The 26,836-nt window shown below is 34.0% G+C and carries 17 protein-coding genes and 2 tRNA genes; 3 read left to right on the top strand and 16 right to left on the bottom strand.

Features of this window, described 5'->3' with window-relative positions; genetic code table 11:
* Positions 1–372 precede the first annotated feature (372 nt).
* The 4 genes from BOQ64_RS02100 to BOQ64_RS02115 form a co-directional block, all read right to left on the bottom strand.
* On the bottom strand, positions 373–1,410 hold the full coding sequence (locus BOQ64_RS02100) for a hypothetical protein (RefSeq protein ID WP_129056452.1): 1,038 nt from the start codon (positions 1,408–1,410) through the stop codon (positions 373–375).
* A gap of 1 nt (position 1,411) precedes the next feature.
* Complete coding sequence (locus BOQ64_RS02105; RefSeq protein ID WP_129056450.1) at positions 1,412–4,291, bottom strand: hypothetical protein; 2,880 nt, start codon at positions 4,289–4,291, stop codon at positions 1,412–1,414.
* Positions 4,292–4,295: 4 nt separating this feature from the next.
* The gene (locus BOQ64_RS02110) at positions 4,296–4,766 is read right to left on the bottom strand and encodes a DUF4280 domain-containing protein (protein WP_129056448.1); all 471 of its coding nucleotides are present in this window, start codon (positions 4,764–4,766) and stop codon (positions 4,296–4,298) included.
* Between the two features lie 113 nt (positions 4,767–4,879).
* On the bottom strand, positions 4,880–5,926 hold the full coding sequence (locus BOQ64_RS02115) for a hypothetical protein (protein WP_129056446.1): 1,047 nt from the start codon (positions 5,924–5,926) through the stop codon (positions 4,880–4,882).
* 605 nt (positions 5,927–6,531) lie between these two features.
* Here BOQ64_RS02115 and BOQ64_RS02120 point away from each other — a divergent pair.
* The 3 genes from BOQ64_RS02120 (at position 6,532) to BOQ64_RS02130 (ending at position 8,307) form a co-directional block, all read left to right on the top strand.
* Positions 6,532–6,616: transfer RNA gene (locus BOQ64_RS02120), tRNA-Ser, on the top strand.
* Between the two features lie 63 nt (positions 6,617–6,679).
* Entirely contained in the window at positions 6,680–7,981 is a 1,302-nt protein-coding gene (locus BOQ64_RS02125) for a hypothetical protein (protein ID WP_228448077.1), read from the top strand.
* 241 nt (positions 7,982–8,222) lie between these two features.
* A tRNA-Ser gene (locus BOQ64_RS02130) sits at positions 8,223–8,307 on the top strand.
* A 193-nt stretch (positions 8,308–8,500) separates the two neighbouring features.
* Here BOQ64_RS02130 and BOQ64_RS02135 read toward each other — a convergent pair.
* From BOQ64_RS02135 to BOQ64_RS02190, 12 genes are all read right to left on the bottom strand, one after another.
* The gene (locus BOQ64_RS02135; protein ID WP_129056444.1) at positions 8,501–10,255 is read right to left on the bottom strand and encodes a hypothetical protein; all 1,755 of its coding nucleotides are present in this window, start codon (positions 10,253–10,255) and stop codon (positions 8,501–8,503) included.
* Between the two features lie 10 nt (positions 10,256–10,265).
* Positions 10,266–11,615, bottom strand: a complete 1,350-nt coding sequence (locus BOQ64_RS02140; RefSeq protein ID WP_129056442.1) for a PKD domain-containing protein — start codon at positions 11,613–11,615, stop codon at positions 10,266–10,268.
* Between the two features lie 28 nt (positions 11,616–11,643).
* Complete coding sequence (locus BOQ64_RS02145) at positions 11,644–14,859, bottom strand: SprB repeat-containing protein (protein WP_129056440.1); 3,216 nt, start codon at positions 14,857–14,859, stop codon at positions 11,644–11,646.
* Between the two features lie 11 nt (positions 14,860–14,870).
* Positions 14,871–16,970: a hypothetical protein gene (locus tag BOQ64_RS02150; protein ID WP_129056438.1), complete on the bottom strand. Its 2,100-nt coding sequence runs from the start codon at positions 16,968–16,970 to the stop codon at positions 14,871–14,873.
* A 57-nt stretch (positions 16,971–17,027) separates the two neighbouring features.
* A complete protein-coding gene (locus tag BOQ64_RS02155) occupies positions 17,028–17,573 on the bottom strand; it encodes a hypothetical protein (protein WP_129056436.1) in 546 nt (181 codons plus the stop codon).
* Positions 17,574–17,647: 74 nt separating this feature from the next.
* Positions 17,648–18,172, bottom strand: a complete 525-nt coding sequence (locus BOQ64_RS02160; protein WP_129056434.1) for a hypothetical protein — start codon at positions 18,170–18,172, stop codon at positions 17,648–17,650.
* Between the two features lie 107 nt (positions 18,173–18,279).
* On the bottom strand, positions 18,280–18,852 hold the full coding sequence (locus BOQ64_RS02165) for a hypothetical protein (RefSeq protein ID WP_129056432.1): 573 nt from the start codon (positions 18,850–18,852) through the stop codon (positions 18,280–18,282).
* Between the two features lie 88 nt (positions 18,853–18,940).
* On the bottom strand, positions 18,941–19,567 hold the full coding sequence (locus tag BOQ64_RS02170) for a hypothetical protein (RefSeq protein WP_129056431.1): 627 nt from the start codon (positions 19,565–19,567) through the stop codon (positions 18,941–18,943).
* Positions 19,568–19,569: 2 nt separating this feature from the next.
* On the bottom strand, positions 19,570–20,424 hold the full coding sequence (locus BOQ64_RS02175; RefSeq protein ID WP_129056429.1) for a hypothetical protein: 855 nt from the start codon (positions 20,422–20,424) through the stop codon (positions 19,570–19,572).
* Complete coding sequence (locus BOQ64_RS02180) at positions 20,411–20,968, bottom strand: hypothetical protein (RefSeq protein WP_129056427.1); 558 nt, start codon at positions 20,966–20,968, stop codon at positions 20,411–20,413. Before BOQ64_RS02180 ends, BOQ64_RS02175 begins: the two co-directional genes overlap by 14 nt.
* A gap of 53 nt (positions 20,969–21,021) precedes the next feature.
* On the bottom strand, positions 21,022–21,537 hold the full coding sequence (locus BOQ64_RS02185; protein WP_129059622.1) for a hypothetical protein: 516 nt from the start codon (positions 21,535–21,537) through the stop codon (positions 21,022–21,024).
* A complete protein-coding gene (locus tag BOQ64_RS02190; protein ID WP_129056423.1) occupies positions 21,528–26,813 on the bottom strand; it encodes a fibronectin type III domain-containing protein in 5,286 nt (1,761 codons plus the stop codon). The genes BOQ64_RS02185 and BOQ64_RS02190 overlap by 10 nt, the downstream gene beginning before the upstream one ends.
* Between the last annotated feature and the right edge of the window lie 23 nt (positions 26,814–26,836).

The raw sequence follows: 26,836 nt of genomic DNA on the forward strand, positions 1-26,836 counted from the left end.
TTGTGAATAATTGATTTCCAACAACCTTTTTATCTTTTTGTGGTTTGATTTGATGGATGTATTTTCCAGAATTTAAACTACTTTTTCTGTTTTTGCTTTCTATTACGTTTAATGAGATAGTATATTAAAGTTGGAACCACGATCAATAGAGAAATCCCTAATGAAATAAATTGCATAATCTGATCATACCACGGATAAGAAAAGTTGATCTCTACATAAATAAAACGCAGGATACACAGAAAATGAAGACCTGCAATACAATACCAAAAAAATCCGAATGAATCCAACTCACTCTCCATGATAATTTTGAAGAAAAATACTAAGCTTATTATCTGAATAAATAAAACCAATTCAACCATATTCCTATTATTTTTACTTCCACATCATGAATCCTTGTGTGGCTAGGTCTCTGCCTTCAGGAAGATATAGAGTGATACCGGGTTGGTAAATACTCTTGTCTTCTCCATACTCAAGCATTAATGCTCCCCCACCTCTTAATTTAGGATCCAGGCTATCGGTAATAAGGCATAATAGTTTCCCATCCCCCATATAATCCATCTTATATTTAGTAATGGGAAGCTGCTTATAATTATCTATCACATACCCTCTGTATTCTTCTAATATATTCTTTATATTATTGTCTTTGTATAACACTTGTTGAATTCGTGTTGTAGATGGATAAACCAGCTTTAATTCAGCATTTATATCATTATTTACATGAATTTGGCCAATCATTTTATAAAATTCCAATGCTTTCTTTCTTACCAAATCCTGATCTAGCTTTCTCAAATCCTGCCCTTTTGTCCACCCTTCAAACTCATAGGGAACTTCGGCATTAAAGGTAAAGCTGAACTCATAAAATTCTTTTCCAGCAGCTTCTTTTGGGCTTACTTGTGTTGTAATTATTTTTTCATCATCAAAGCTTTTTTTAGATTTATTATCCATCATGACTACTGAAATATCAACCTTTGCTTTATCTGATAATTTGGTAGCCGGAAGTTGATTTTCTAACCCTAAATCTTTATTGATTAAATCTCCAACAGGATACATTTTTACAGTAACTTTCTGTGAGCCTGATTTCAAAACCGGATAAATTCCAATAGGAGTAATTACATTTGATAATTCATAATCACTATTATTAAAAACATCATTAATATATACTTCAATCAAACAATTTTGCTTATTAATTCTAACATAATAAATGGGTTCTTTATCATAATGCTTAATTTGTGAACTTACTTTTGTCACAAAATTAGTTTCTGTAATATCCTTTGCTTCTGGAAAGATATATTGATTGATATCATACATATTTTTAGAATTATTTATTGTTGTTGGTTGATTATTTTCTTTTTTCTGAGCACAACTTAATAAACAAGTATTAGCTATTATTATTAAAAATAGTTTTTTCATATTATCTTTCTGATGGATTTTTAGTCATTTCTGAAGAATTAAATACTAATTGACAAGGCTCCATTAACATAAACTGAGTAGGTTCTTTTTTTGCCAATACTGTAGTTTTACCTTTACCTCTTTGCCCTACCACTTCAGCAGTATACTCATATTCTCCTGCCAATCCTGTAAAAGCAATTTTATCTTCATGATAAGGCTTACTATCTGCTTTAAAATAGTAACGTCTTTCAATAAAAACATTACCATTTACCTCAAACGCTCCTTTTGCATTTAAATTTTGCATTTCTTTTTCTTCATTGTTATTCCATGTTAATACATGCATACCTCTTACCAATAGATTCTGATTTGTGATACTTCCCGAAAGTTTTAACCTTACAGTAAAAGCTCCTGAAGGTGCAACACTGATTGAAGAATGATCTTTTTTACTTTCACCTTTAGCAAGAGTTACCATATTGAGGCTCTTTTCAGCATTATGAATCTTTAACCAGAAATCAAGGTCTATATGGGCTGTAATATCTTTTTCAAACTCTGCTTCAGCACCAAAAACCTCTTTCAACGCCGTATCTGTAGCAAATGCCAAAAGTTTATACACTCCATCCAAGGCCGTGTTGGCAACATGTAAAGGATAAGTAATAGCTCCGTACCAGCCAACAACCTCTTTTCCTCCTTTTATTTTTGTAAGAAACATTCTGCTAACCCCCAGACCAAATCCTCCTGTTGCTGCTTTCGCCATATTTAGAGTCATTCCAGCTGGAGTTTTATCCAGTAATAATTCTCCCAGACTCTTCTTTTGCTTTATTCCCATATTGAGGAGCGGACTAATTTTTATTCGCTCTTCCATAACTGGCTGAACCCCAATATTGGGATCATCTGCAAATCTATAGCCTCTAAAATATGATCCTTTCATCATTTCAAGAGTATTTTTTGCCATATTTACATTTCTTGCAGTTTCAAAAGTTTTCGAATACTTAGTCAATATATTTCCTGCTTTTTTTCCGGCATTTGCAATCTTTGCTCCTTTATTGACAACACTAGCTACTTTTCCCGCTTTCGAAATAAAATTAGCAAGTGCAGCTCCTTCCGTAAGAATAATGAGCAGGACATCAATAAGAATTTCCAGAGTAACTACACCAGCAACCATAGCCTTAAATACTGCAGGGTATTTTTCTGCATAGTCGATCTGTTTTGAATTCTTTTTCCCTGCATTATCAAAATCATAGTAAGCAGTAAATCCAAACTCGTATCTATCAGCCATATCTTTTATGATATCAAGAATAAAATTACGAATAAAAGCAGTTCCAATTACAGGGCTAATAATAGTTGCTGAAAGACGATCTGCTATAGGACTGTTTTTAATCCAATCTAATTCTTCACTCAGCCCCTTTACGGTTTTTATTGTTTTTTGCTGGCCAAAAAGATAGTATTCAGGAATATATGGATCATCAAACAATGCATGAAATCCCCACGCAACATCTGCAAATGTTTTCAAATACAGGCTTTTATGATAGCGGCAGGTTTCTACGGGTATTCTATAATATTGTATGAGATCTTTACTGCTGATCTCCCAATCCATCAATACACTTTTCAATGTAGAATAGGCAGGGTCTGTATTAGACATCATACTGGAAAATAAAAAATAATTCTTTAAAAAATCCCAGCTGCTTTTTTCATCATACTGATAATTGAAAGAAGGATAAATGGTAACTCTCTCATCTTCTTTTACCACCTGAACTTTTATCTGGGAATCTTCCAATATCTGGGTATCTATTACCCTACCCTTATGTGGTTTTTTTCTCTCACGTTCGTCATTTTCCGAAAAGAAAGTCTGTTTTATATTTCCCTCAATATACTGGCATTCTTTGGTAGCTACATTCTCCAACCGTATACTCAGCTCTTTGATATTTTTACTGTCTTTAGGCGGAGCAATGGCAGAAACCATAAATTTCATGTTTCTGAATTGCCCATTCTGATCTTTTCTGACTGGCTCTTTTTCATCAAAAAGCTTTACTTCCGGAGAATTTCCATATTTGTAAAATATTTTTTCATATTTACAGGGTTCATATTTCTGAGTGAAGTATTTCTCATCGAAAATCGTCACAGGACTTAAAGTAGTAACAGGCTTTTCCTGTTGATTAAAATCAAAGAAAACATCAAGATATTTCTTTTTCTTATCTCCATCAAACAACAACAGATCATCGTAAGAAATTATAAAATACAGTTTCCCTAAAGATCTATGTTTTATTTTTCCTGTAACAGCTAGTGTATCAGGCACTACAATAGATGTAATAAGAATAGGAAGAAGTGAAGCATAAAAACTTTTATTTTTAAGAAATTCTTCATGAGAGAGATAAAAGCCCTGTAAACTGTAAAGTTCATTGATAGTAAAAATACTGGTAAACAAAATCTTAGACTCTCCATCCTGTCTTTTAAAATAAACATCTATTTTCAATGGGTGTCCATACAGTCCAATTCCTTTTATAAAAACAGTGCTATTATTATTGATGCCTACTTCATAGGCTTGTCTATCTTCCTGGCTGTTCCACCATTTTGCTTCTGTAATTCTTGGCTTAGCTACTACGATAAGCTGTATGGAAGCTAAAGTATTTCCTGTTTCATCTTTAGCAGAAATAGTAAAAAAATGCGGCTTTTCATGAGATCCTGCATAAGATTTCAAAACAATAAGCTCTACTTTATTTCCTTTGGTGAGGTCTCCGCTATCAAGCTGCTCTCCATTACTGAAAACTCCCCAGATAGCTTTAGATGCAGCTGGGCTGTCTTTAAGCTCCATTTCAAGATGAAAAGAATCTTCTTTAATGGTATCGAAATTAACAACAATCCTGTTATTGTCAATATTATGATTAGTGACTACTATTCTGGCCATGATTCTACTTTGTATTAAACGTTAAAGAATGCCTTGGCCGCTTAGGCTCTGTAAGAATAGGGCAAAGTTCTTTCATCACATCAGAATCTGCCTTTTCCATATTTTGAGGCCCCAATTCTGCAATCTGCCCATGATTAATAATGGTAATACAGTCAGTACCACCAATCGGACAGGTTGCTTTACTGTCTTCCAGTAAAACCTTACCACCGTTGTCTTCAATTATTATTTTATCATAATATCCACTCCATTGTGTAACCACAGCGGTACAGGGAGTATTATTCTTTTTAGAACAGCTTCCGAAGGTATTTTTCTCGAAAGTTGAGCCTATATCTACATGAGTTGCAGTCAATTTTTGCTTACCATCCTTATCGTTGATGTAACGTCTGCTCTGGGTATTTACTTTAAGTTTATCGGGGGTTGTACCGAAATTGCACTTGCAGATTGCCCCCTGGCAAACCAAGTGTTTTTCACTCATAATATTTTTATTTGTGTTGATTGGGTGTATAAAATTCTATCATTGGTGAATCCAAATATAGAAAAATTCCAAACGACGAAAGGAGGTTTCATCCTATACGCCCTATAGTTCATTTACAATTCATAAATTCCTATTTCAATTCTCTTATGATGAATTTGCCCATGCAATTCTATAAATCCTTCCACGGAAAAAATTCTTTTATCTGTTTCATTCATTTTAAATATCATATTGATTTCTCCTTTTATTATATTTTCAGGATCTCTGTTAACCAAAACATTAGAAGGAGTATTCCAAAGCTCATTTTCAGATCTATTATCTACACAAGACCCCGTAAGATGGATTATGAATTTATTATTCTCATTAATCTGCAGATCAGAAGTCAGGCTCATTTTAAATTTTACTCCGGTATGTTGTGGAAAAATAAGGTAACGGTCTTCATATTCTACTATTTTTCTATCTGCATAACTTCTATAAACAGGACTGTGCCATATTTTGAAAAAAAAACTATTCAACAGTTTACTTCCATGCACATCTGTATTGCATAATGCTTCTTCTGCTCTGGATAAAATCTCTATACTCGTTTCTCCCTGATAATACTCTTCTAATTCCGGACGCAAAAGTGTCCATCTTTGTTTAATTTCTTCACCGTTGACAATACTTTTAAAGCTTCCATCATTATTACTGCTAAGCTTAAGTGGATAAAGGCAACTGTCAATTTTATGATAAAGTTGCTCTACCAACCGGAAGTTATCACTATTGTTAACTCTTACAGAATATTTATTAAAATCAGCTATAGAAACCTCATTATAAACCTCTTCCGCAATATCAATTTCAAAATCCAGCTCATTTATTATTTTATCATGATTAAAATAACGTTCAGAAACCCCATATTTTTTTATTGTTTTTCCAATACCCTTATTTACTTTACCATTGGCATATTTAACTTTTGAGGAAACAGGAATTTCCTGTTCATAATTTATAGGAAGCAGGATATATTTCAGCTTTTCAGGGAGAATATCGCCATAAATGTATTCATCCACTATTCCACTATTAAGGTTATGATAGTACACAAGCTCAGGAACGGATAATCCTAATTTATCAGCAATAGTTGAAGTAGTATCTCCAAGCTCTATATAATATTTCTTCTGCACTTTCTTCACAGATTTACATTATTCATTTATAATCAATACAAGTTTATTTTGAATGAATCTCATCTTCAGTAAAAATGATATATCCTTTTTAGATAAATTGGATTAACTATATTTTATTTGCATTAAAATTAAAACCTTCGATCCAAACTTAAATCAGTAAATTCCCGGTTTTTAACAGCTTTATTTATATCCTCGACAATTGGAAAACTTTTAGAGTAAATTTTAGAAAGAAAGTAACGGATTCACCTCTATCTATTCATAATTTCTTGTGTAATTTTTGTTTTTTTCATGATACTTAGTTGTTTATTATGCAATATACTTCCTATAGAATTCACATACAAATGAATTAGACATAATCTCATAAATTGTAGTAATTCTACGACTTTTATTATCTTTTTAATACTAATAGTCAACAAATGCTATTAAAACAATGACAAACTCCATGTTTTTAAAATAATGAATGTTCGCTTGAGCAGTAAAAAATCAGCTTATTCTTCAATACATGAATTGCTTCCAAATCAAAAAATATCAAATTTTATCAAAAAATATTTTGCCAGTAACTAAAAACTTCCTATATTTGCACCACTAAAAACAACGATATAATCGGAGTTTAAGGAGAGTTGGCAGAGTGGTCGATTGCGGCAGTCTTGAAAACTGTTGACTGTAACAGGTCCGGGGGTTCGAATCCCTCACTCTCCGCAAGAAAGGTACAAATCATTTGGTTTGTACCTTTTTTCATTATAAAAACTGAACGATCACCCTATGAAAACACAATTCATAAAACGTATATTACCTACACTAACTGTTTTTGCATTTTGCAATTACTCAAATGCTCAAAAGATTATCAGTACAGACATTCATAATTTTTGGACTGCTTATGACAGTATTCAGAAAAATAAAAACCATAAAAGTGAAATCCTTGAAGATCTTTTCTTAAGTAAGAAAACTGCCGGGTTAAAAGCATTTATGGAAATTAAAAAATTCGGAAAAGAGGATTATTTAAACGTAATTGAGAAATATCCAAATTTCTGGAACTCCATAAGGCCCAACACTTTCATTGATGATAAAAAAATCAAAACGATAAACAACGCTTTCAGAAAACTTGGAAAACTGTACCCCAACAATTCCAAAGGGAATATCTATTATACTATTGGAACCTTGAAATCCGGCGGAACCACCAATCATGAAGATCTACTGCTAGGAGTAGAAAAAATAACAGGAAATCCTAATACTGTTGTTTCGGAATTTGAAAATGAAAATCAACGAAAAATGTTTCAGTTTACCAACTCTTCTCAATTAGAACAGGTAACGGTGCACGAATTTATTCATACTTTTCAAAAAGATGGGGAAATTAACGTTTTATCAAAAGCGATTAAAGAAGGATCCTGTGATTTTATTGCTGAATTGGCTTTAAACAAAAAATTCACTGCACATTATCTTGATTATGGGTTCAAAAATTACGAAAAAGTAAAGTCAGACTTTAAAAGTGAGATGTTCAGCAAAAAAATTGAAAATTGGTTTTATAATGGCAATGCTAAAAATCCGGATCTTGGCTATTTTGTAGGATATGTCATTTCCAAAAAATACTATGAAAAATCATCAGATAAGAAAGCTGCTATTAAGGATATCATTGAATTAAATTTCAATAGCGAAGCTGATGTACTTCAGTTTTTAGCAAAATCGGATTACTTTGAGGATCAGAAAAATACAGCACAAATACTCTCCGATTATAAGGAGCACCAGCCTCAATTCGTAAAGATCATTGAATTTGAAAATGGCAGTCAGGATGTAAATACAGGTACTAAAAAAATTCAGATTGTATTCTCAAAACCAATGAATGAAAAAGTATCTATTAATTTCTCAAAAAACGGAAAGGATCATTTTCCATTAAAGAACATTGTAGGCTTAGATGAATCCAAAACAATTCTGACGGTTGAAACAACTGATTTACAAAACGACACAGAATACGATTTTTATATAACAGACAGAACCACAAAATCTGAAGACGGCTACCCTTTTGATACAGGAGAATATAAAATTTCATTTAAGACCGAAAAAAAATAACTTTTCTTCCATTTTGTATCGTTTTCAGCATTCAGTTTCTTTATTGATTGAGGCTTTACAGCAAAAGAAATCATGCAGGAAGGCACTAAAATAATGGTTACACCTCTCCATTTGGTTCATCAGTAAAAATAATACTCCTGATAACCCGACAGATAGACCTTAGTTCGTTTTTTATTAGTGGAGTTATTATATTTTTTTATATATTTGCACCACTGAAAACAACGATACAATCGGAGTTTAGGGAGAGTTGGCAGAGTGGTCGATTGCGGCAGTCTTGAAAACTGTTGACTGTAACAGGTCCGGGGGTTCGAATCCCTCACTCTCCGCAAGATGTGAAAACAGAAATTTTCAAAAAGCATCACAAATTAAAAATCCTGCAAATTATTTGCAGGATTTTTTTGTTTATGGCTATTGCTAAAATTTGGGAGTAAGTTTGTGACAATTTTCAAAAAATTGAAATCATCACAAACAATTTCAATGATAAGCAGTAAGAAGGTTCTCTTCTTCTATACCGCCAATCTAAAAGCTGTAATTATATCCTACAGTGCATGTCATTTCATTTAAACTTGGGTTTTCAATAGCCTGATCGGTTTTTCTAAACATCTGAATAAAATTAAAATCAAAACTATGTCTCTTCCACGGAATATAGTTTGCTCCCAGTCTGAAATTGGTCACATTAATGTTTGCCGTGGAACTTCCGGAATGATTATAGGATGCCCCAACGCTGGTTTTTAATTTATCTTCTTTAAGGAAAGCTTTGGTAACCGTTACTGCAGGTCCCCAGATGCTTGATGTCTGAGAAGCAGCATAGGTATGTGTATAATTAAATGAAGTTGCAATATTCATCTTCTTTTCAGGAAATCCTAAGCTATAATTCACATTAGCATTATGAAACCTGGAAAGCCCACCTCTTCTTACGATTCCATTTTCTCTGTTTACCATATCATTAAGGGAATAATTGATATTAATATTCTGTACTTTTTCTTTGGTACTGGAAATAATATAATTTATGTTGATATTGGTATTCTGTGAAATCTGTTTATAATCAATAGAGTCTTTGGGCTGTTGAATCAACAGCGGATTGTTATTGATATTATTAAACTGATTCAGCTGTTTGTTGGTAAACATCGTAAAGTTAGAATAACTTGCTGTAATCATAAGTTTATCTGAAGCCTTCAGATTGGCATTGATTGCTCCTACCCAACGGCTGGTCTGTTTAAATTTCTGTCCATCCAGGTTATCACGCTGTCTTCCTATGTTTCCGGCAAGAGACAACTTATCTTTCCATAGAGTGAAAGCTGTATTTAGAGTAATATTTTCCAGGTCATTATTGAAATAATAGGCTCCCAGTGTTCTGTATCCGGGATCTATTCTTTCATACCTAACCCCAACCATTCCTTTCTTCAGTTTGAGATTAACACCACCGTTATAAGCTGAATAATTCTGCATAGAAGAATTGGGAGAAAGAAATTTAGAAGCCACTCCTTTTTTTACAGCGCCTCGGGAATCAGCTCTCAGGTCTTCCACTAATACTGTATTGGCATACTCTCCATAAACTTCCAGATTTTTATCAATCATAAAACTTCCGGTCATGGATAAGACAAGGTTTTCCTGTGGAAGGACTCCTTTGGCATCCGGAGCAATGGCCAAAGATCCTAAATCATCTTTGGCATAAAACCCTATCAAACCAAGTTTATATCTTTCTTCTTCCCATCTGATATGAGCCCCATACCCCATTCTCCGGTAGGCAGGAATTGTATTTGGATTACCATCATCTTCAACGGCCTTATTCAGTCTGCCTGTCATTACGGCAACTTTCAGAGGAATATTGGGAGTAAGCTCCAAGCCTGCTCCGGTAAACAATAATCCGTTAAAAGTATAAGGTGTAAAAGTCATATTGGCATCTCCAATATAAGCCTTTATCCATTTATATTTAGGAGCAATGCTTAACCGGTTAAACTTGAATGGAACCTGATATCCTAACTGGCTTCCCTGATTGGTAAAACTGTAGGAAACAGGCATACTCCACCTGTAAAGTCCGAGATTAAGATTTCCATTTAAAAAATAAGTAAATGGCGCTCTCCCACTATAAACATTGGAACTGTAGAACACAGAGTTTGCTGAAATTCCACCACTTATTTTAAAAGGATTCTTCTTCAGCTCTTCAACTGTTCTTTTTCCAATATTCTCCAGGTCTACTTCCTGAGCCTTATTCAACGTAAAAACAGATGTTAAAAGCAACAAAACAATGCTTTTTGTATAAATTCTCTTCATATAAAAAGCTTTAAGGTTGTTTTTGTACTTTAATATCCACTACTACATAAGAATTGGGACCGTTGGTTACGAAATTCTTGATTTTAATAGCACCTTTTCTTCCGTCAGCTGTCTGAAACAGAACAACTCTTGGTACTGCCGAATTATTGAACGGAGATTTCCCTGCATTGGTTTCTGCAAAATTAATGGATGAAAAATCATTGCCGGACCCCAATGCATCAAAACCTGATGGAGAAAGCTGTACACCTACAGACTCCTGTGAGTTGATAATTTTTGTATGAACAGCATTAGGAATGGCTATGAAGCCTGTATTCTGAACTTCATCCGGAGCTACAAACTGGTTATATAAAAATGTTGAATTCAGTCCAAAGAATGCAAAATCTATTTTGGGACCATTGGTTAGATTTACTTCCCCTTGTTTAATCACTTTTCCAAGCTCGGAAGAGAAAAAGCAACCGACAGCAGCATGAGCGCTATTGATTCCCAACTGAATATCACTGAATGATAACAAGTTGGCATCCGGCAATATAGTTACCTGTTTCTGCAGTGTTTTAGTCTCTTTATCATTGGTTGATTTTAAAATAATCGTATAAGTTCCTGCTGCAGGAAGTGTGATATCAGGGCTAGCCACTGTTGAAGTAACCGGAACTCCACCAGCAACAATCCATTCATATGACGTAGCATTGGTTGACAGGTTGTTAAGATGAAGTACTACAGGAGCCTGATAATCATTATCAATAGCATCTACAGTCCAGTTGAAATCTACTGTCATGGCAGGTTTTACGTTCACAGTTTTCTGTGTGGAATATGTTTCCAACCCATTGGAAATGGTAAGCTTTATCACATGATCTCCCGGTGTTGTAAATACAACATTCGGATTTTCTTCATTTGATGTAGATGGATTTCCGTCCTCAAATTCCCAAAGGAACTGAGTGGCTCCTAAAGACTTATTAACCATTTTTAGGGTAACAGGAGCTATATCACTGCCCTGCATCTGCCATTCAAAGTCTACATGTACTGCAGCATCTGCTTTTACTTCAACTTCTTTGGTATCTACATTGCCATCTTTATTAGAAGCTTTCAGCTTGATTTTATAAACACCTGGCGTTGCATAGGTAACAGGCTGTGGGCTTTTTTCAGCAGAGCTGGTAACTGAAGCTCCTTCAAATGACCATTCATAGGTTTCGGCTCCTGTAGATTTATTACTTATTTCCACTTTTACAGGAACTGAAAAATCATTATTTACCACTTTTATACTAAAATCTGCCTTTACAGGAATACTTTCTTCCACGGCACATCCATTGAACAGAAACACCATAAAAAGAAAGTAGATTATGTTTAGATTTTTGTAGGTTCTCATTTGTTTATTTTTTGTCATCATGGTTTTATTATTGTACAAGCATTCTCTTCACCAGGGCCTCATTCCTTGTTTCTAGAATGATAAGATACGTTCCCGCCGGAAGTGAAGTACTGTAAGGTATTGTAAAAAATGTAGAGGAAGGCATTTCCACAGCCGGATAGGCTTCATGAGACATCATATCAACAATTCTTACTTTTACAGGAGCCGCTATATCAAGTCCTACCAGCACTTTGAATACTCCTTTGTTTGGATTAGGAAGAATAGTAAACTCCCTTACATTAGAAGCTTTTACAGGATCTGTATTTATTCCTGATGTATTTTCTTCAACTACTACTTTTTTATAGAAAGTTTTTACACATTCTCCCTGCATACCTTTAAGCCCAATTTCATAGGATCCTGTTTTAGAAAATTTCAGTTCTAAGAAGTCATCTGTTTTATTAAGAACCTTTATATCCGGTGTATCAGGAATTACCCATACTACTTTTTCAGGTTTCGTTGGTGAGGTGTTAACAAGTACTACTGTGGATTCAACATAAGCATGAGTTGTTAACATCAGTTGTGGATCCAGCACATCCATAGAGTTTTTAATAACTACCTCATCTGTTGCTGTACAGCCTTTGGAATCTGTAATCAACACTATATAAGTACCTGCTTTGGATAGGGTAATGGATGGACTGGAAGATATAATATTTCCTGTCTGATCTTTCCACTGATAAGTTGCTCCTACTTCATTGATATCAACATTATAGGTTTGAGTATCTCCTAAACATAAGGTAATATCTGATCCTAAATCTACTTTAAGCTGAGCAGGATCTGTAAGGGTATAGTTTCTGAAAATACTGCATCCATTGGCATCAGTAACGGTAACATTATAAGTTCCAGCTTTAATTCCAATGTTATTTAATCCCGTCATTCCATTTGACCAGACTATATTGTAAGGTGCTTTACCTCCTGTAATATTAATTTTAATTTCTCCATTAGCTGCTCCAAAACAAATCGGATGGGTTACTGAAAGATCTTCAATAAGCAGCTGATCCGGCCCAATAATCTGGGTACTGCCGCTTACTTTACAGTTTTTGGAATCATTAACAAGAACAAAATAATTCCCTGCTGACAATCCTGTTACCGTAGGAGTGGTATCATTGGTATTCCATTGGTAGGAATAGGCTCCGGTACCTCCTGTAGCATTTACAGAAACCTGGCCACTATTCTGGCTGTAGCATGCAATGGTGCTTGCTGACAGGGTAATTGCAAGTTGTGTAGGAAATACAAATGTAAATTGAGCATCTGCAGTATTATTATTGACATCTTTTACAAGGACTTTATAAGTACCTGTTGTAAGATTTGCCAATGTAGATTGCGTAGCACCAGCAATATTCTGGAAAACACCACCATTCTGAATCTGCCATTGATAAGTATATGTTCCTACTCCCCCCGTTACGACTGCTTTCAGAATACCATCTTCAGCCTCATCCGGTGTACCGTTACCATTAAGGTCTGCTTTATACTGGTAATCGTTGGCTATATTACAGGATATCTGTTTTTGAATTTCAATGTTGGAGATTAATGGTAATGGCTGATCCACAGTAAATTCCCGAGAAATAATTCCACAATTCCCAAGCTGGCTTGATGCACCTGAATAATTTTTATCTTTTACTGTTAAATAATATTTACCTGCCGGGAGCCCATCAAGTTTAATGGTAAAAGGATTATTTACAGCATCAGTTGTGATTCCTGTTGTAATTACAGGTCCGTTAGCTGTATCTTTTCTCCATTCAAAATCATAGGTACCATTAGTATTGGGAGTTCCGCCTGTGACTCTCAGTGAAATATAACCATTACTTAATCCATATCCTGTTGGCTGAACTATTTCTGTTTCTGATGTTGGAATAGCTATTGCCGCTGCAGGCTGGGTAATGGTTACTGAGATTTCCTTTTCATTAGCTCCTTCTTTTGCTACACAGAGATTGGAATCTCTTACTTTGATTTTATAGATTCCAGCTGCCAGATTCTGTATTTGTGTATTGGCACCATTACTGAAATCTGTCCAGTCAAGATAAGGCTGATTATCTTTGGTTATTGAGTATTGAAACTGATTTTGCCCGCCACCGGCTGTTAATGCAATAATCCCGTCATTTCCCTGAAAACAGTATACATTGGTTTGAGAAGTCATTGAAAAGATCACAGGATCAGGCTTTAAGATCTCAAAACTAATGGTATGACCTGGACTATCTGTGTAAGTGGCATTTGAACTGTAGGTTCCCAATAAATCCAGTTTATATTTACCTGGAGGAAGATTACCAAGGGTAAATGATGTACTGTTTTGAAGCTGACTGGTAATATCCTGATTTAAGACAGCTGCACCAGTATCAGTATTCACTAAAGAAATCTTTAATGTTTCATTAGCGATCAGTGACCTTTCAAAGTTCAGAACTACACTTCCATCGGTTGTATCAGAACATCTTGTTTTATTTACTGTGTTGCTAAGAATATGGGGTGCGGATTGCATAATGGTAAGCACAACAGGAGAGGAAACAGATTGGTAAGATCCATTTTCCAAACAGGAAACCACTCTAAAATAAATATTCTTTCCTACATGCTGTAAATAGTTATTTCCAAAAAGATCTTTTGCTGATACATTTAATTTATTTAATGTAGACAGAGATGAATTTACATTTACCCAATTTATATTATCCAAACTGTATTGATAGTTATACAAACTGGCATCAAACCCTTCTCTTGCAAATAAACTGATTTTATCCTCAGATGGAAGTATTGTATTGGTTGCACCAGCTTCTGTAAGAGAAATCAAAGTATGCACAGGTGTTATCTTTGTTTTGTAAGTAATCCATGTCATTCTTGGTGTATGGGTATCTACATTATGATCATTCTGATTACATATAGAAACAGCATCATATTGGTTATATTCCGCATCAGTACCTGTTCTGAAGTTTACAAAACCTTCCGTATGTATAGATGATGGGCGTTTTGATACAATCCTTGGGCTCATTCCCCAGTTATTCTCATTATCACCGTTATTTTGAATATCTCTAAAATAAAGCTCTTCCGTAGAATTATCGCTATATACAACCTCAATAAGAACGTGTGAACTGGTAGAGTTTTTCACTCCTGCATTCACACTATAACTGAGATTATATAATTCAATCTTATATTGTTCCTGACCTCCTTGTCCCCAGAGAAAATTACTGAAGAGGATTAAAAATAGAAATAAATTATTTTTCATTTGTTTTGTGTTTAATATTGAATGGTTATTTTTTCTGTCTTTGCTACCTGATTGTTTTTCAGCATTGGTTTTAATAAATAAGTATAATCATTCCCTACCTGGATAGATTTATCTTCCAAAAAGTTCTGATTTCCTGTTAATGTTCCCCAAAGACTTGGTTTTTCTGTGCCTTTCTGACGGTACACAACAATTTCCCCTACTCCATTTCCATTGATCTTCCAGTTCAGTTCAATCTGTGCTTTACTTTTGCTTGCTGAACCGGAGAGATTGGTAAGAATGGATTGTGGCTTAAAGCTGTTGCTTCTGAGAGTTATTTCCTGAGATTTATCTGACTGCAGTTTGCTTTTATCTATAGCAAGCATATAGTACGTATACTGCTTATTCACCTCCACGTCTTTATCTGTATAGATATAATCGGGTTTGATCTCTTTGGTTTCATAGATCATTTTCCAGCTCTTATCTTCTGAATCTTTGGCCTGACGGAATAACTGATGGGAAATAACATCATCACTATGACTTTTCAGCCAGTGTAGCGTTATTTTTCCGTCGTCTTCCAATTTGTATTCAGTAAACACAGGAGCCTGTGGCTTTACTTTATCTGGTTTTTCCAGCTCAAGAATAATGGATGGTTTTGATTGATTCTTGCGTCGGTCTGTAGCCGTGATGTAATAATAAACCTTAGAGTTCAGGTTCTCCAGTACAACTTTATCTTCAAACTTATTTTTAGTAATCGCCTGAGGAGTAAGCCTTACCAATTCATCTCCTTTTTGAATTCCTCTGAAAACATGATAACCTTCAAGGTCTTTTTCTGTATTGGCTTTCCACTCCAAGTGAACGACTCCCAGAGAATCGATTTTTCCTTTAAAATCGGCTGGTGTTTCCGGAGGTGTTGTATCATTGGGTTGTGCTAGGACTGAGAACGATTCACGTTTATCACCACCTTTTCCAATGGCCTGGATTTTATAATAATTGGATGGTGCAAGGCTTTTTGTTACTAAATTCCTTTCAGTAACAGGAATTTTGTTTTTGATGGCTTTGTAGCTATTCTGTGCATCTGTTTTGGAATGCAACAGTTCAAAGGAAACAATATCCTTTTCAGCTTCTTTAGGAAATTCCCATTCTAAAGCAATGCTTTCGTCTTCGCCGATACTCAATTCAGAAATCCTTGGCGTAGCTTCCATGCTTTTTTTACCCACACCGGAAACAATCTCAGAGTAAGGTCCATACTCTCCAAAAATAGTTTTCCCGCGGATTCTGTAACTGAATTTTGCATTATTCTGTTTCAGGGAGTCTACAAAGACCATTCCCTGGGTTTGTCTGCCGTCATTATCATTCATATTCATCACCGGAAGGTCTCCCAGTTCTTTAAACGCGGCTCCTTCCTGAGCTCTCTCTACATAATAAGCGGTATAAGTTTCGCGAAGCTGCAGATATTCCCAGGACAGTGTTACCGTTTGGTCTCTAAATATTCCAATAAAATCCAGTGGTTTAGGCAGTTCATTCGTTGCAGTGAGAGAAGCCAGAGCTTCTCCTTTTACAGAAATTACATTTATAGATTTTCCATCCTGTGCTGTACTTACCGTGTAAAGGTATCTTTCATTGGGTTTTACGTCAGTATCGGTATAGCCCCATCCGGCAAGTTTTGCGACTTCAAAATCCAGATCAGCTGCCATAAGGGCATAGGCAAAACGCTGTTCTATTTCTGCAGATTTATTGACAACACCTTCTAGTTTACCCTGCTTTTCTCCCATTTCCACCTCAAAACTATCCCCGAAAAGAGACTGGGCTACAATAGCAGCATTGTCATTTTTTTCTACTACTTTCTTCCATTCACTTTCAGAAGCAGCTTTAAAAGTTCCAAGGTCTTTTTCTTCAGGTTTTGGAAGTACTTTTCCATTTCTGGCCAGAACATACCTTTTTAAAGCAAAGCCTGTTTTATTGGCTCTTTGCCAAGCTAAAGGCTCGTCTACAGCCCATCTTAATGATATTTTGTCTTTCTTCGCGTCCGTTTTCAGACGTATATGAGGGGTAATAGGTTTGTCAGCATTCTTTTGCTGTCCCCAGACAACACTGCATAGCAGCATTGTAAAAAGCAATAAATATTTTTTCAACGTATATTGTGTTTTTATGTTTATTATTTTGTTTTGGTTGTTAGTTTTTTTGATTGCTTAAGATTTAGAAACATTGTTTATTAAAGTGGTATTTTTAAAATTTAATTGAGCAATTTCCAATTTACTTTCAAAATAAAGTAAGTTTGTTTTCTTAATAAAAAATGTCTCCAATTCACTATTTAAACATTCATAAATTATATATTTCATCTTATCATAATACAGGCTGCTTATCTTTCTGGAGTCTCTAAATCTATTTAAGTTTTTATGTTCAACAGACAAGTGGGCTATCAACCTTATAATTTGAAAATTTTTTCTTTTTGTTTTTTCTAGACAGTTTAAAGTCACAAACAAAGCTTCTATTAAATCTAATATACTTTCCTCATAAGCGAATAACCCAAGTTTAAAACCTTCTGTTTTTTTACTTGATTTCGATCTATAGATCCTCTCTAATTGTTTGTCCTTACTACTTTTACTATTCCAATTTTCATCAATATCTTTTTCATCAAAATGATATTCATAATCCAGCCATAAAAATTCATCTTTTAAATTTTTATAAGTACCCACATGATGTGAATAGTTTTCTTGAATAGTTTTCCAATCCATTATTAATAATCAGTATACTTTGAATTGTTTTATATACAATTTTTAGTTCATATTTTACAGATCAAATATCCTTTCTACCTATCTCCATTGTTATTTAACAAATTATATTTTTTGATTATAATATCTCTTAACTTTATTATATCATTCTTGTACTCTACATTGTAATTAGATAGTATTTCCTTTATTAGATTTATTAGCAAGTCATAATTAGACGTTCTTATAATTTTAGGATTCTTATATTCATTAATCAAATATTTTTCAACAAAAAGCATCGATTTAAATCTTATAGTCATCGAATCATCAAAACCTCCTAATGTATTTATTTTACTCTCAATTACATCTATAAGTGAGTGTATATTTATAATCGCATTTTCCAATTCAAATCTCTCTTCATACTCTTCTTTACTTCCTGCTATATTGAGTAGTTTCATTTTAAGATGCTCTCTAATATTTTGTTTTTCATCAAAACTCTTTAGATTCCATTTCGTTTCGTATAACAAATGGTTTAAGCATATCAATTCATTTGAATTCCCATTTTCAATTTTTCCGTAATCATTATAAAGCTTATACAGTTCATAAATTTCATCTAGTATATCCATAGTATTTCTCAACGCTTATTTGGTATATTTTCCATTAGTAGCTGACTATATTTTGTAGTCACTACTTTATCAGTTTTTTTTATCTATTTGTAAGTATACTTTTTAGATTATCCATTTATTTTTTCAATATGTAAATAAGACCATTTTTGATATTCTTTTAAATTATCTGGTGATAATCCATTATTGCTGAGAAATTCATTTATTAAATCATAATCAATTCTATTAAAATCCTCTCCTAGCTTAGGAATATCAAATTCTTTTTTCATTACTTCAGATACTCCAAAATTGTCAACCAAACAAATTTTCTCATGCCCATTGTGTTTGAAATATTTCTGAGATATTGAAAAATCAAGCTGTCCTCTATTAAATTTTGCAATTCTTCCATCGCCTATAGTTGATTGATAATATGCAAAGAGTATGATTGTATTAAATTTACTTGAGAGCCTTCTTAAAAATTCATCATATAAATAAACAGAATAATTAAATTCAAGTTCTATTTCACACCAATAGTTATTATAATTATTGGATAAAATGATTGTTTCATTACTATTTTGGGAATAATACAACGGTTTAGATTCATCAATCATCTCTTGTCTTCCAATGATATGGTAATTTTTTAATTCATCTAAAATTACCTTTAGATCTTCCAATTTTATAAATGCTTTTGAAAATGTTCCCATTATTTTAATATTTGTCCAAGTTCTTGCAATGAATTCACTACTGTTACCCCTGTTGGCGCGAGTATCTTGCTCGTGTCCGCTCTACCTATTAACGTATTGATTCAATTTTTTGTAGTTTTTTTTTAAATCCATTACTAGCTAAATCTAAAAGATTGTTATTATAATCCAGTATATTCTGTAACATGTTAAATTCAAAATCATTATCACACATAAAAAGAATTTTTCTTAAAGTAATATTTATCTTATATCTAATAATATTTTTATTTTGATCGTAAAATAAAAATATATCAGCTTGATCATTTTGTGATAGTTGATAAAGCCTTTTTTCAACTCCATCCACATTAATGAAATAATTATAGAAAATAGTTGTACTATCTTCATAAAAATCATCAGACTTAATCGTTTTACTAAATTTACTAAGAATATTTTCTTTCCATTCATCATATATATTTTCCACCGAGTAAAATTGTAAATTGTCCAAATCAATTCCTTCCGAATATTCAAGTCGTATTTTTTCAATTTCAAGAAAAGTAAATGTTTCTTGGAATATTTGAAATATTTGAAATATTAAATCATAATTTATCTGATTACCTTGGAATTTACCTTCAATTTTATGTTCAAAAAATTCTCGGTTATCGATAGTAGTTACAACCTCTATAGAATTCTTAACAAACCAATTATACCATATTTCAGATACATTTAAATACTTATTCATAATTAAGGTTTTAGTTTTGTTAAATCAAAATTAAATGTACTTCCATCTTTTAGAAAAACTCTTATATTTTTTAAAGTCCCATCATTCTTAATAGTGAATGCATTCCTACCTATTGAAGCATTAAACTGTTGTTCAACGTACTGTCTTGTAACTACCTGAATTGACCCATCATTTTTTGTAAAACTATCAAAAGGAATTTTCAAATATCCTTCTGTTCCAATCCATTGAAAGTTTGGATCTGCTTTAATTTTTGATGACATTTCATTAATTCTTGTTGCAAAGAAATTAAAGTTTTTATCTAGTTCTTTCATAGTAAACGCCGTTCCATTTTCAAAAAAACCTTCTATTGCTTGTAAATTATCTTTTGGAAATATACTCTTCTGATCTGTAAGAACAAATATTTCATCTGCCAAAGCAATTTCTTTAGCCTCAATATTGACTCCTTGTAATATATAAGCTCCTCCTTTTGAATTTGATGCTAAAACATATTTAGTAACATCATCACTTACTCCTATTTTATTTAAATTAGTTTTAATCAGTTGTGTAAAATTAAGCTCTCTTGCCCCTTGTATACTTTCTTTAATTGCCTTCCACTTCTTATACCCACCCGCTTTTTCAATCGCGCTCAGGTTTTTAGAAACGAGGTTCAGTTCATCTGCATTTTTCCTTAATGCAGGAGCTTCCTCTGCCAGGATCTGCCAGGCTTTGAAACCATCTTCTTCATTAACAATACTTCTAAAGACTGCATTGCCTTGGGATAAATCGTTTACAAAGTCATCAAAATTGCAGGACTGTGCTGATAAAAGATTGATAAGCAGCAGTCCTATTACCGTTAATAAGTTTCTATACCACATCATTTATGAAGTTTTTATTTTCCAGGCTATACTCCAGAGTTTGGGCTTCTCCTGTTAGTTTATCTTTGTATAAAAATTTAACGTTATCTCCTTGTCGCCACATTTTTTCAAATTTCAGTTTCTCGAAGGGATATGTTTTTTGCAGCAGCTTTTGCTCTTTCAAATCCACTACCCAAACACTACGTTGTCTTAGGACAAAAAGTTTATCGTCCCAGAAGTTGTTTTCAATAAAAGTATTATTTGTTCCTACCTCTGCATCATACTTTTTCAAGCTAAGATCATGAGTATTCATGATAATCAGACCATAAGGAATAAATACAAATGCTCCATCTCCGGATTCAAGTTTAAATTTTTCTAAATCGGCTTCCAGTCCACACCCTTTTCCTTCATAGTCTAAAAGAGAATGGATAAACAAATTATCATCAAAATACAACCTGAATCTCCATAAAGTAAATCCATAAAAAGGTTCATCAAATTCTGTTGAAACCAGTTTGATGTTCTTGAATTTTGATTCAAAAATGTAGGATTTGTCTAATGCTAAGGACATACAGTATTATTATTTATGTGTGTTTTCAAAAGCATAAGCCTCTGTATTAAAAATTAAAGTATCACTCTTGTCAAGCTCTTTATCTTTATATAAAAAAAGATTTTGTTTTTCACAATCCACATTTTTTCAAATACTAATTTTTGATAAGGATATATCTTTTCAATAAACCTATTCTTATCCATATCTACAATACAAATAACTCTTTGGTTTAATACAATAAGAAAATCATTTAAAAACAGATTAGAAATGAATTTATTATTATCATTCTCAATGCTTTTATCATATTTTTTAAGTTCTAGACTTTCAGTATTTAATAGTAAAAGACCATATGGAATAAATATAAATTTTCCATTGGATGATTCTAAAACAAAATTTTCAAGATTTTCAGGAAGTCCAAAAAACTTATTCTCATAATTTAAATACTCATGGTGGAATACTTCCCCATTAATATATACTTTACATTTCCAAATTTCATATCCGTAATGAGGTTCATCAAACTCCGTTGTGACAAGCTGAATATCATTAAATTTGGATTTAAACGTCTGTGGCTGATATGGATCTAAGGACATAATATTGTTGTTATTTTATTTCTTTTATAAATTTGATATGCTTCTAGTGTTTTATCTAATTTACCGGATTTTTCTGCATTTTTAAAGTACTTCAATCTATTTCCAGTTTTATCTGCATTGATATAATCTACAATATCATCTGCTATATTTTTAGGCAATTTATTTAAACTATTTTGTAACTCTGTTACAACTCCTTTTCCTTCTATTATACATTTTCTCCATTGCCCATTGACTTTTTGTAACGCTTCAATTTCTTTAAAATAAGTAACATCAATATCTTGTAATTTTTTAGAAAATTCAATCTGTTCGCCGGAAAGATTTACATTTTTCTTAAACCAAGGTGCCACATCTCCTATTTTTAAATCTACATCAGTAGCTTTATTACTCATTTTAAAAGAAAAATAGTAATCACCATCATTCATATCTGTAGCCAACATACGAGAATCATAAGTATAAACCAAGTCATCAACACCTTCTCCATTTTGGAGAATAGGACTTCCAAAACCTCCTCCAAGACTCGGCCTATTTTGAAACCTATCTATTCGTAAATTGTACTCACTTCCTTTAATAGTTTGATTAATTTTACTAAAACCACTAAATGGTGGCCATCCATCATTTAATTTTTCTGTTTTAAAATAATTAAATAATTCATCCCATTTTCCTTCGCCCCAAAGTTTATATGCAACTTTATATTGTTCATCAGTAGCTGTAAATGTTTTTATAAAATCATTATACTTTACATTTCTATAAACGATATCTGCAAGTTTATCTACAATTCCCAGAGCTTTCCAAACCTGCTCCTGTTTAGTAATCAACTCTCTCTCTGCAGGAGATAGATTATCAAGATTCGTAGTAAGTGTTTTCCATTCCAGATATTGGGCTGTTAGTAAATTTCTTAATCCTTTATTTTCCTGCAGTAATTTTTTTGTAGCCTGAGGGAGACCGCTTATAAACTTATAGCCACCAACACTAAGGTTTTTCACTCCGATAATACCCATTCCAAGGTTATAAGCAATAATTGCTTTCCCCAGATTACTATTAGGATTTACGGTTTGTGTTGTAACGGCTATATTTCCAACTGCCCCAGCCACTTCAGCCATTGCCCATGCACGACGTATCCATGTTACTTTAGTAGCCAATGCTGCCCCTCCACTTAGATATATTGTAGCTATATCTAATGTTGTAATAACTCCTTTTTCAATATAATCATTACGGATCTTATCCTTATTATACTTTAGGAGTATTGCAGGAACGATATAATTGCCATTACCAAAATCGTAACCATCTATTGCAGATTGCACTAAAGGAATTTTGTCTTTGTTAGGTACAATGATGACTGGCGTTAATGGAGAAACTACTGTTATTTCTTCTTCTCTATCTACGCTGCCATAACTTCCATTTACATATGCTGTAGTGGTGTAAACATCATTAATTCTGATGTTTCCGGTATCCGATATATATGAACCATCATTATGTTTGGACGTAAATGTCTGTATCCAAGGAGAAGATGTGGTATCTTTATCATAATCCACAGGGTTAAGATTAATAACCCTTGAAGCAAAGTTATCTGTCTCAGAAGGCCATCTGTCTGTAATGGATGCAGGATATTTATTAAACATTGACACCAATACCCCCATAAAGTTGGTATAATTATTACCACCATAAAGAATAATCTTATCCTGTAAATGACTAACAAGATTTTTAATTAACTCATTATTATTACTTTCTAAAAAAGTATAGAAGGTCTTGAAGTTTTCTGTCTTAATAGAAGCAGCAAGCCTTACAATAGCTGATTCCTGATCGTCTTTTATCGTAGTGTCATATCCTAACTTTTTAATTAATTTTTCAATTTCTGTATAAGACAATAATCTTAATGAACAGTCATCTACATTTTTAATGGTTTCAACAATTAATGGTTTATCATTAGAGTCAATGACTTCCAAAACTTTGTTATATCCCTTATTAATGGCAACCACATCTTTTCCTACACAAATATCATCAGAGATAACACTGTTTCCTGAGCCATCCAAACAAGGTACAGTACTCAAATACCTGATAGAATTGGCATCTGTAACTTTAGTAAGATCAAAACCTTTTTTATCTTTAATATACTTCCAGGAAGTAGTATAGTTTTTATTGTATCCACAACTTCCATAGTTCCAGAATAATGTTATTGAAGGGTCCTTTGTCTTTTCTTCTTGTGACAGCAGAGTAATAGCAAGAGGTTCTAATATTCCTTTTGCATAATAACCATTTTTACCTCCTCTATTTTCCCAGTAGTAATTGGTTCTTTCTGAACAATCCTGGTTTTTACACATCGCAATTCCATGAACGGCTCCATTGGGTTCTTTCACATCACCAGAAAGATAAATACTTGACCCGTTAAATTTAAATGGTTCCCACTCCGGCGTCAGCTGAATATCTGAAAATTCCCCCGCACTCTGCCCCTGGAACGCATACAACTTAAACGCCGGATCATTGATCTGTTTCCAATCCAGATGAGACAATTCTTCACCAGCAGCATAATCCATCAATAGATTAGTACCTTTTTCAGTGGTTCCTAATGCTTTCCACGGATGTTCCAGCTTGAATACGCCATGTCCCAGTTCATGGGATCCAGTTTTGGTTGGCGCATTTCCGTACACATAACCGAACTGCCCATTCAGACGCATATATCCGTTCTGTCCGGTTGAAGATTTTTTGTCTGTTACAAACAGAACGTATCTTGCATCCGTACCTTTATAAAGTGCGTTGATCTGCTGCTGCTGAGGGCTATATGTACTCATCAGATCAGAATCTTCACTGTTAATGGTATCACCACTTACAATAGAACTGATATTTAGAACAGGTTCTTCCTTAACATTGAATTTCACTCCAATTTTATTGTAAATCTGATTCAGCTTAGCACTTTGTGCCTGTAAATTAGACTGTGACACTGCATCCAACGGAACCAAACTCACGTTAATATCTTCAGGACTCAGGTGTACAAGGCGGAAACTAGCAATTACTTTCTGTTTTGAGCCTGTTTCTTTAGGCATCAGAACTGCAATCACCTCTTCTTCTGCGTAATCAAATGTACCCGGAAGTTTCAGCTGATAGTTTCTTTCCGTATCGGTTTTGCTAAGTTCTGTAACTTCAATAGCTTTTCCTGTACCCAACGTTTTAAAGATGATTTTCCCATCTTTAAGTGAAGGATCAGAGATATTCACTCTGGCATCAAACAGTTCTGTCTGTTTATTAACCGTAGCTTTATAAGGAACATAGACTGTATTGTTGTCTGCATCTTTTACAGATGGATATTTGGATGTTGGAAGCTTGGTTTTCTCCGGTGTATCGTAGGCAAATTTACCTGCAGCATCTTCTTTCCAGTCTATTTTAATTCCTTTAGCAGTATACTGGGTTACAGCTGCATTACTTCCACTACCGGAAACTCCATCTGTATTGGTTGAATTGGATGCTCCTCCTTCTGCAACCTTGCCTGTTTTGGTAACATTTCCGTTTTCATCTACGGTCCAGATATTTCCTTCTTTATCCTTAATCTCATAGTCTTTTCCACCCGGGAAATCCTGCTGGCTCGGAGATCCTCCATTACCGGAATCACCATACACTGTAATTTTTCCTGGTGGTGGCGTTGCAGTATACTTTATATCTGAAATAACATAATCTACAATTACTTCTTTTACCCCAGCATCTCCAAAAGTTTCCCCTAGTCCACCTGATGCATAATGTACAGCTGTTTCATTTGGATCATAGGTAGTTTCAACGGTTCCTTCAATCAGTTTTTTATCTGTATTGAGTTTAATGTTGGTAAAGCTTACTTTGATTTTTGTATCGGCTAAATAAGGAACTTCAATAAATCCAGTTCCTGTATAAATACCATTGCTTCCCTGAGCAGATAATACGGTTACCGGGAAATCTCCGGCTGTAAATACTTCATTATTCCCCAGCATGGTCTGCAAAGGAGTTTTATTGGCAATATCCACGGCCGGCATAATACCGCACTGATAGTTATTGTTTGAAGAACTGCCATCGGTTGTAAACAACTGAATTCCACTATAGCTATATGCATTTCCAGCACTGTTTCCTCCTGTTGTTGGATTAGAATCCCCAAAGGTTTGGGCACTTCCACAGACTGTTCCTACGCGATATTCATATTCTGTTTTATCTTCAAGCCCTGTAAGGATGGCTGTTGCCTGATAGCTTTGCTGAGTAGCCCATTCTGCACTGCTTCCTTTTTTCCTGTATTGAACATTGTACAGTCCTCCAGGTTGCCCTGCAAGGCTCCATCGTATTTCAACCCTTCCTTTCCCTACATTTTTTGCCATAAGCAAAGTAGGAACAGCACAGTTTTCTACATAATCAAAGTAGAAGATTTCAGACAGTCCGTTATTTTTATAAACTCCATTATCATCTGTAGCATTGGCACCCACTACTGGATTTCCTGATTTCGCCTGCACCTGCCACGCATATCTTTTACCCGGCATCAGCTGGGTTTTATCAATTCCGTAATACAAAGTGGGTGCATAGGTTTCTTCTCTCCAAAGCGGTGGTGCTGAAAGGAAACCTGAAATAGGACTCTGGCCCTGATCCCAAAGTTCTTTTAATGTAAAAATATAACGGGTGTTTGGAGCAATCTGTCTTGGCATCCACTGGAATACTACTCCTGCTCCACCCCCATAAGGAGCTAATGCCTGTATTTTTTCTGCATTTTGCGGAAGGGTAAGCATCGGTGGATCATATTGTACCATAAAAACTGTGGTACACGTCTTTGAAGAAAGATTATTCTTGGTATAATAATCATAAGCCTGAAAACAAAACTGGTATACTCCATCTGCCAAAGGCTTTGAGTATTGTACAGCATTAATGCCTGCCAGATTCTGCAGTTCAAAAAGGGAACGCAAATCTACATTCGTCAGGGTAATATTATTTCCCGGATAAAGCGTGAAAGGATTCATTCCTACAACAAAATCATTGGATCTTGCTATAGGAACCGCATTGAGCCCTGCCTCCAGCGAGAATTTTATTCCTGTTTGGTGTTGTGGCTCTAAAAGGTCAGTCATTAAAACCTGAAGCTGCAGCTTATTGTCTGTACTGGCTGCATAATCTGCAAGCCTAAGACTATAAGGCGGAATGACAACAGGAACCAGCTTTACAGGATATTGCTGCCCCGTCACTTTCATTGGCATTAGCCCTGAAATCAACAGTAAAAATAATGCAATGACTTTTATATAGTAATGCTGTTTTTTTAGATATGATTTAAAACGATCTTTAATCATGTTCTGTGTTTTTTATATAGAGT

Origin of the sequence: Chryseobacterium sp. CH25 (assembly GCF_004119455.1) — a bacterium.
In the GTDB taxonomy this organism is placed as follows: domain Bacteria; phylum Bacteroidota; class Bacteroidia; order Flavobacteriales; family Weeksellaceae; genus Chryseobacterium.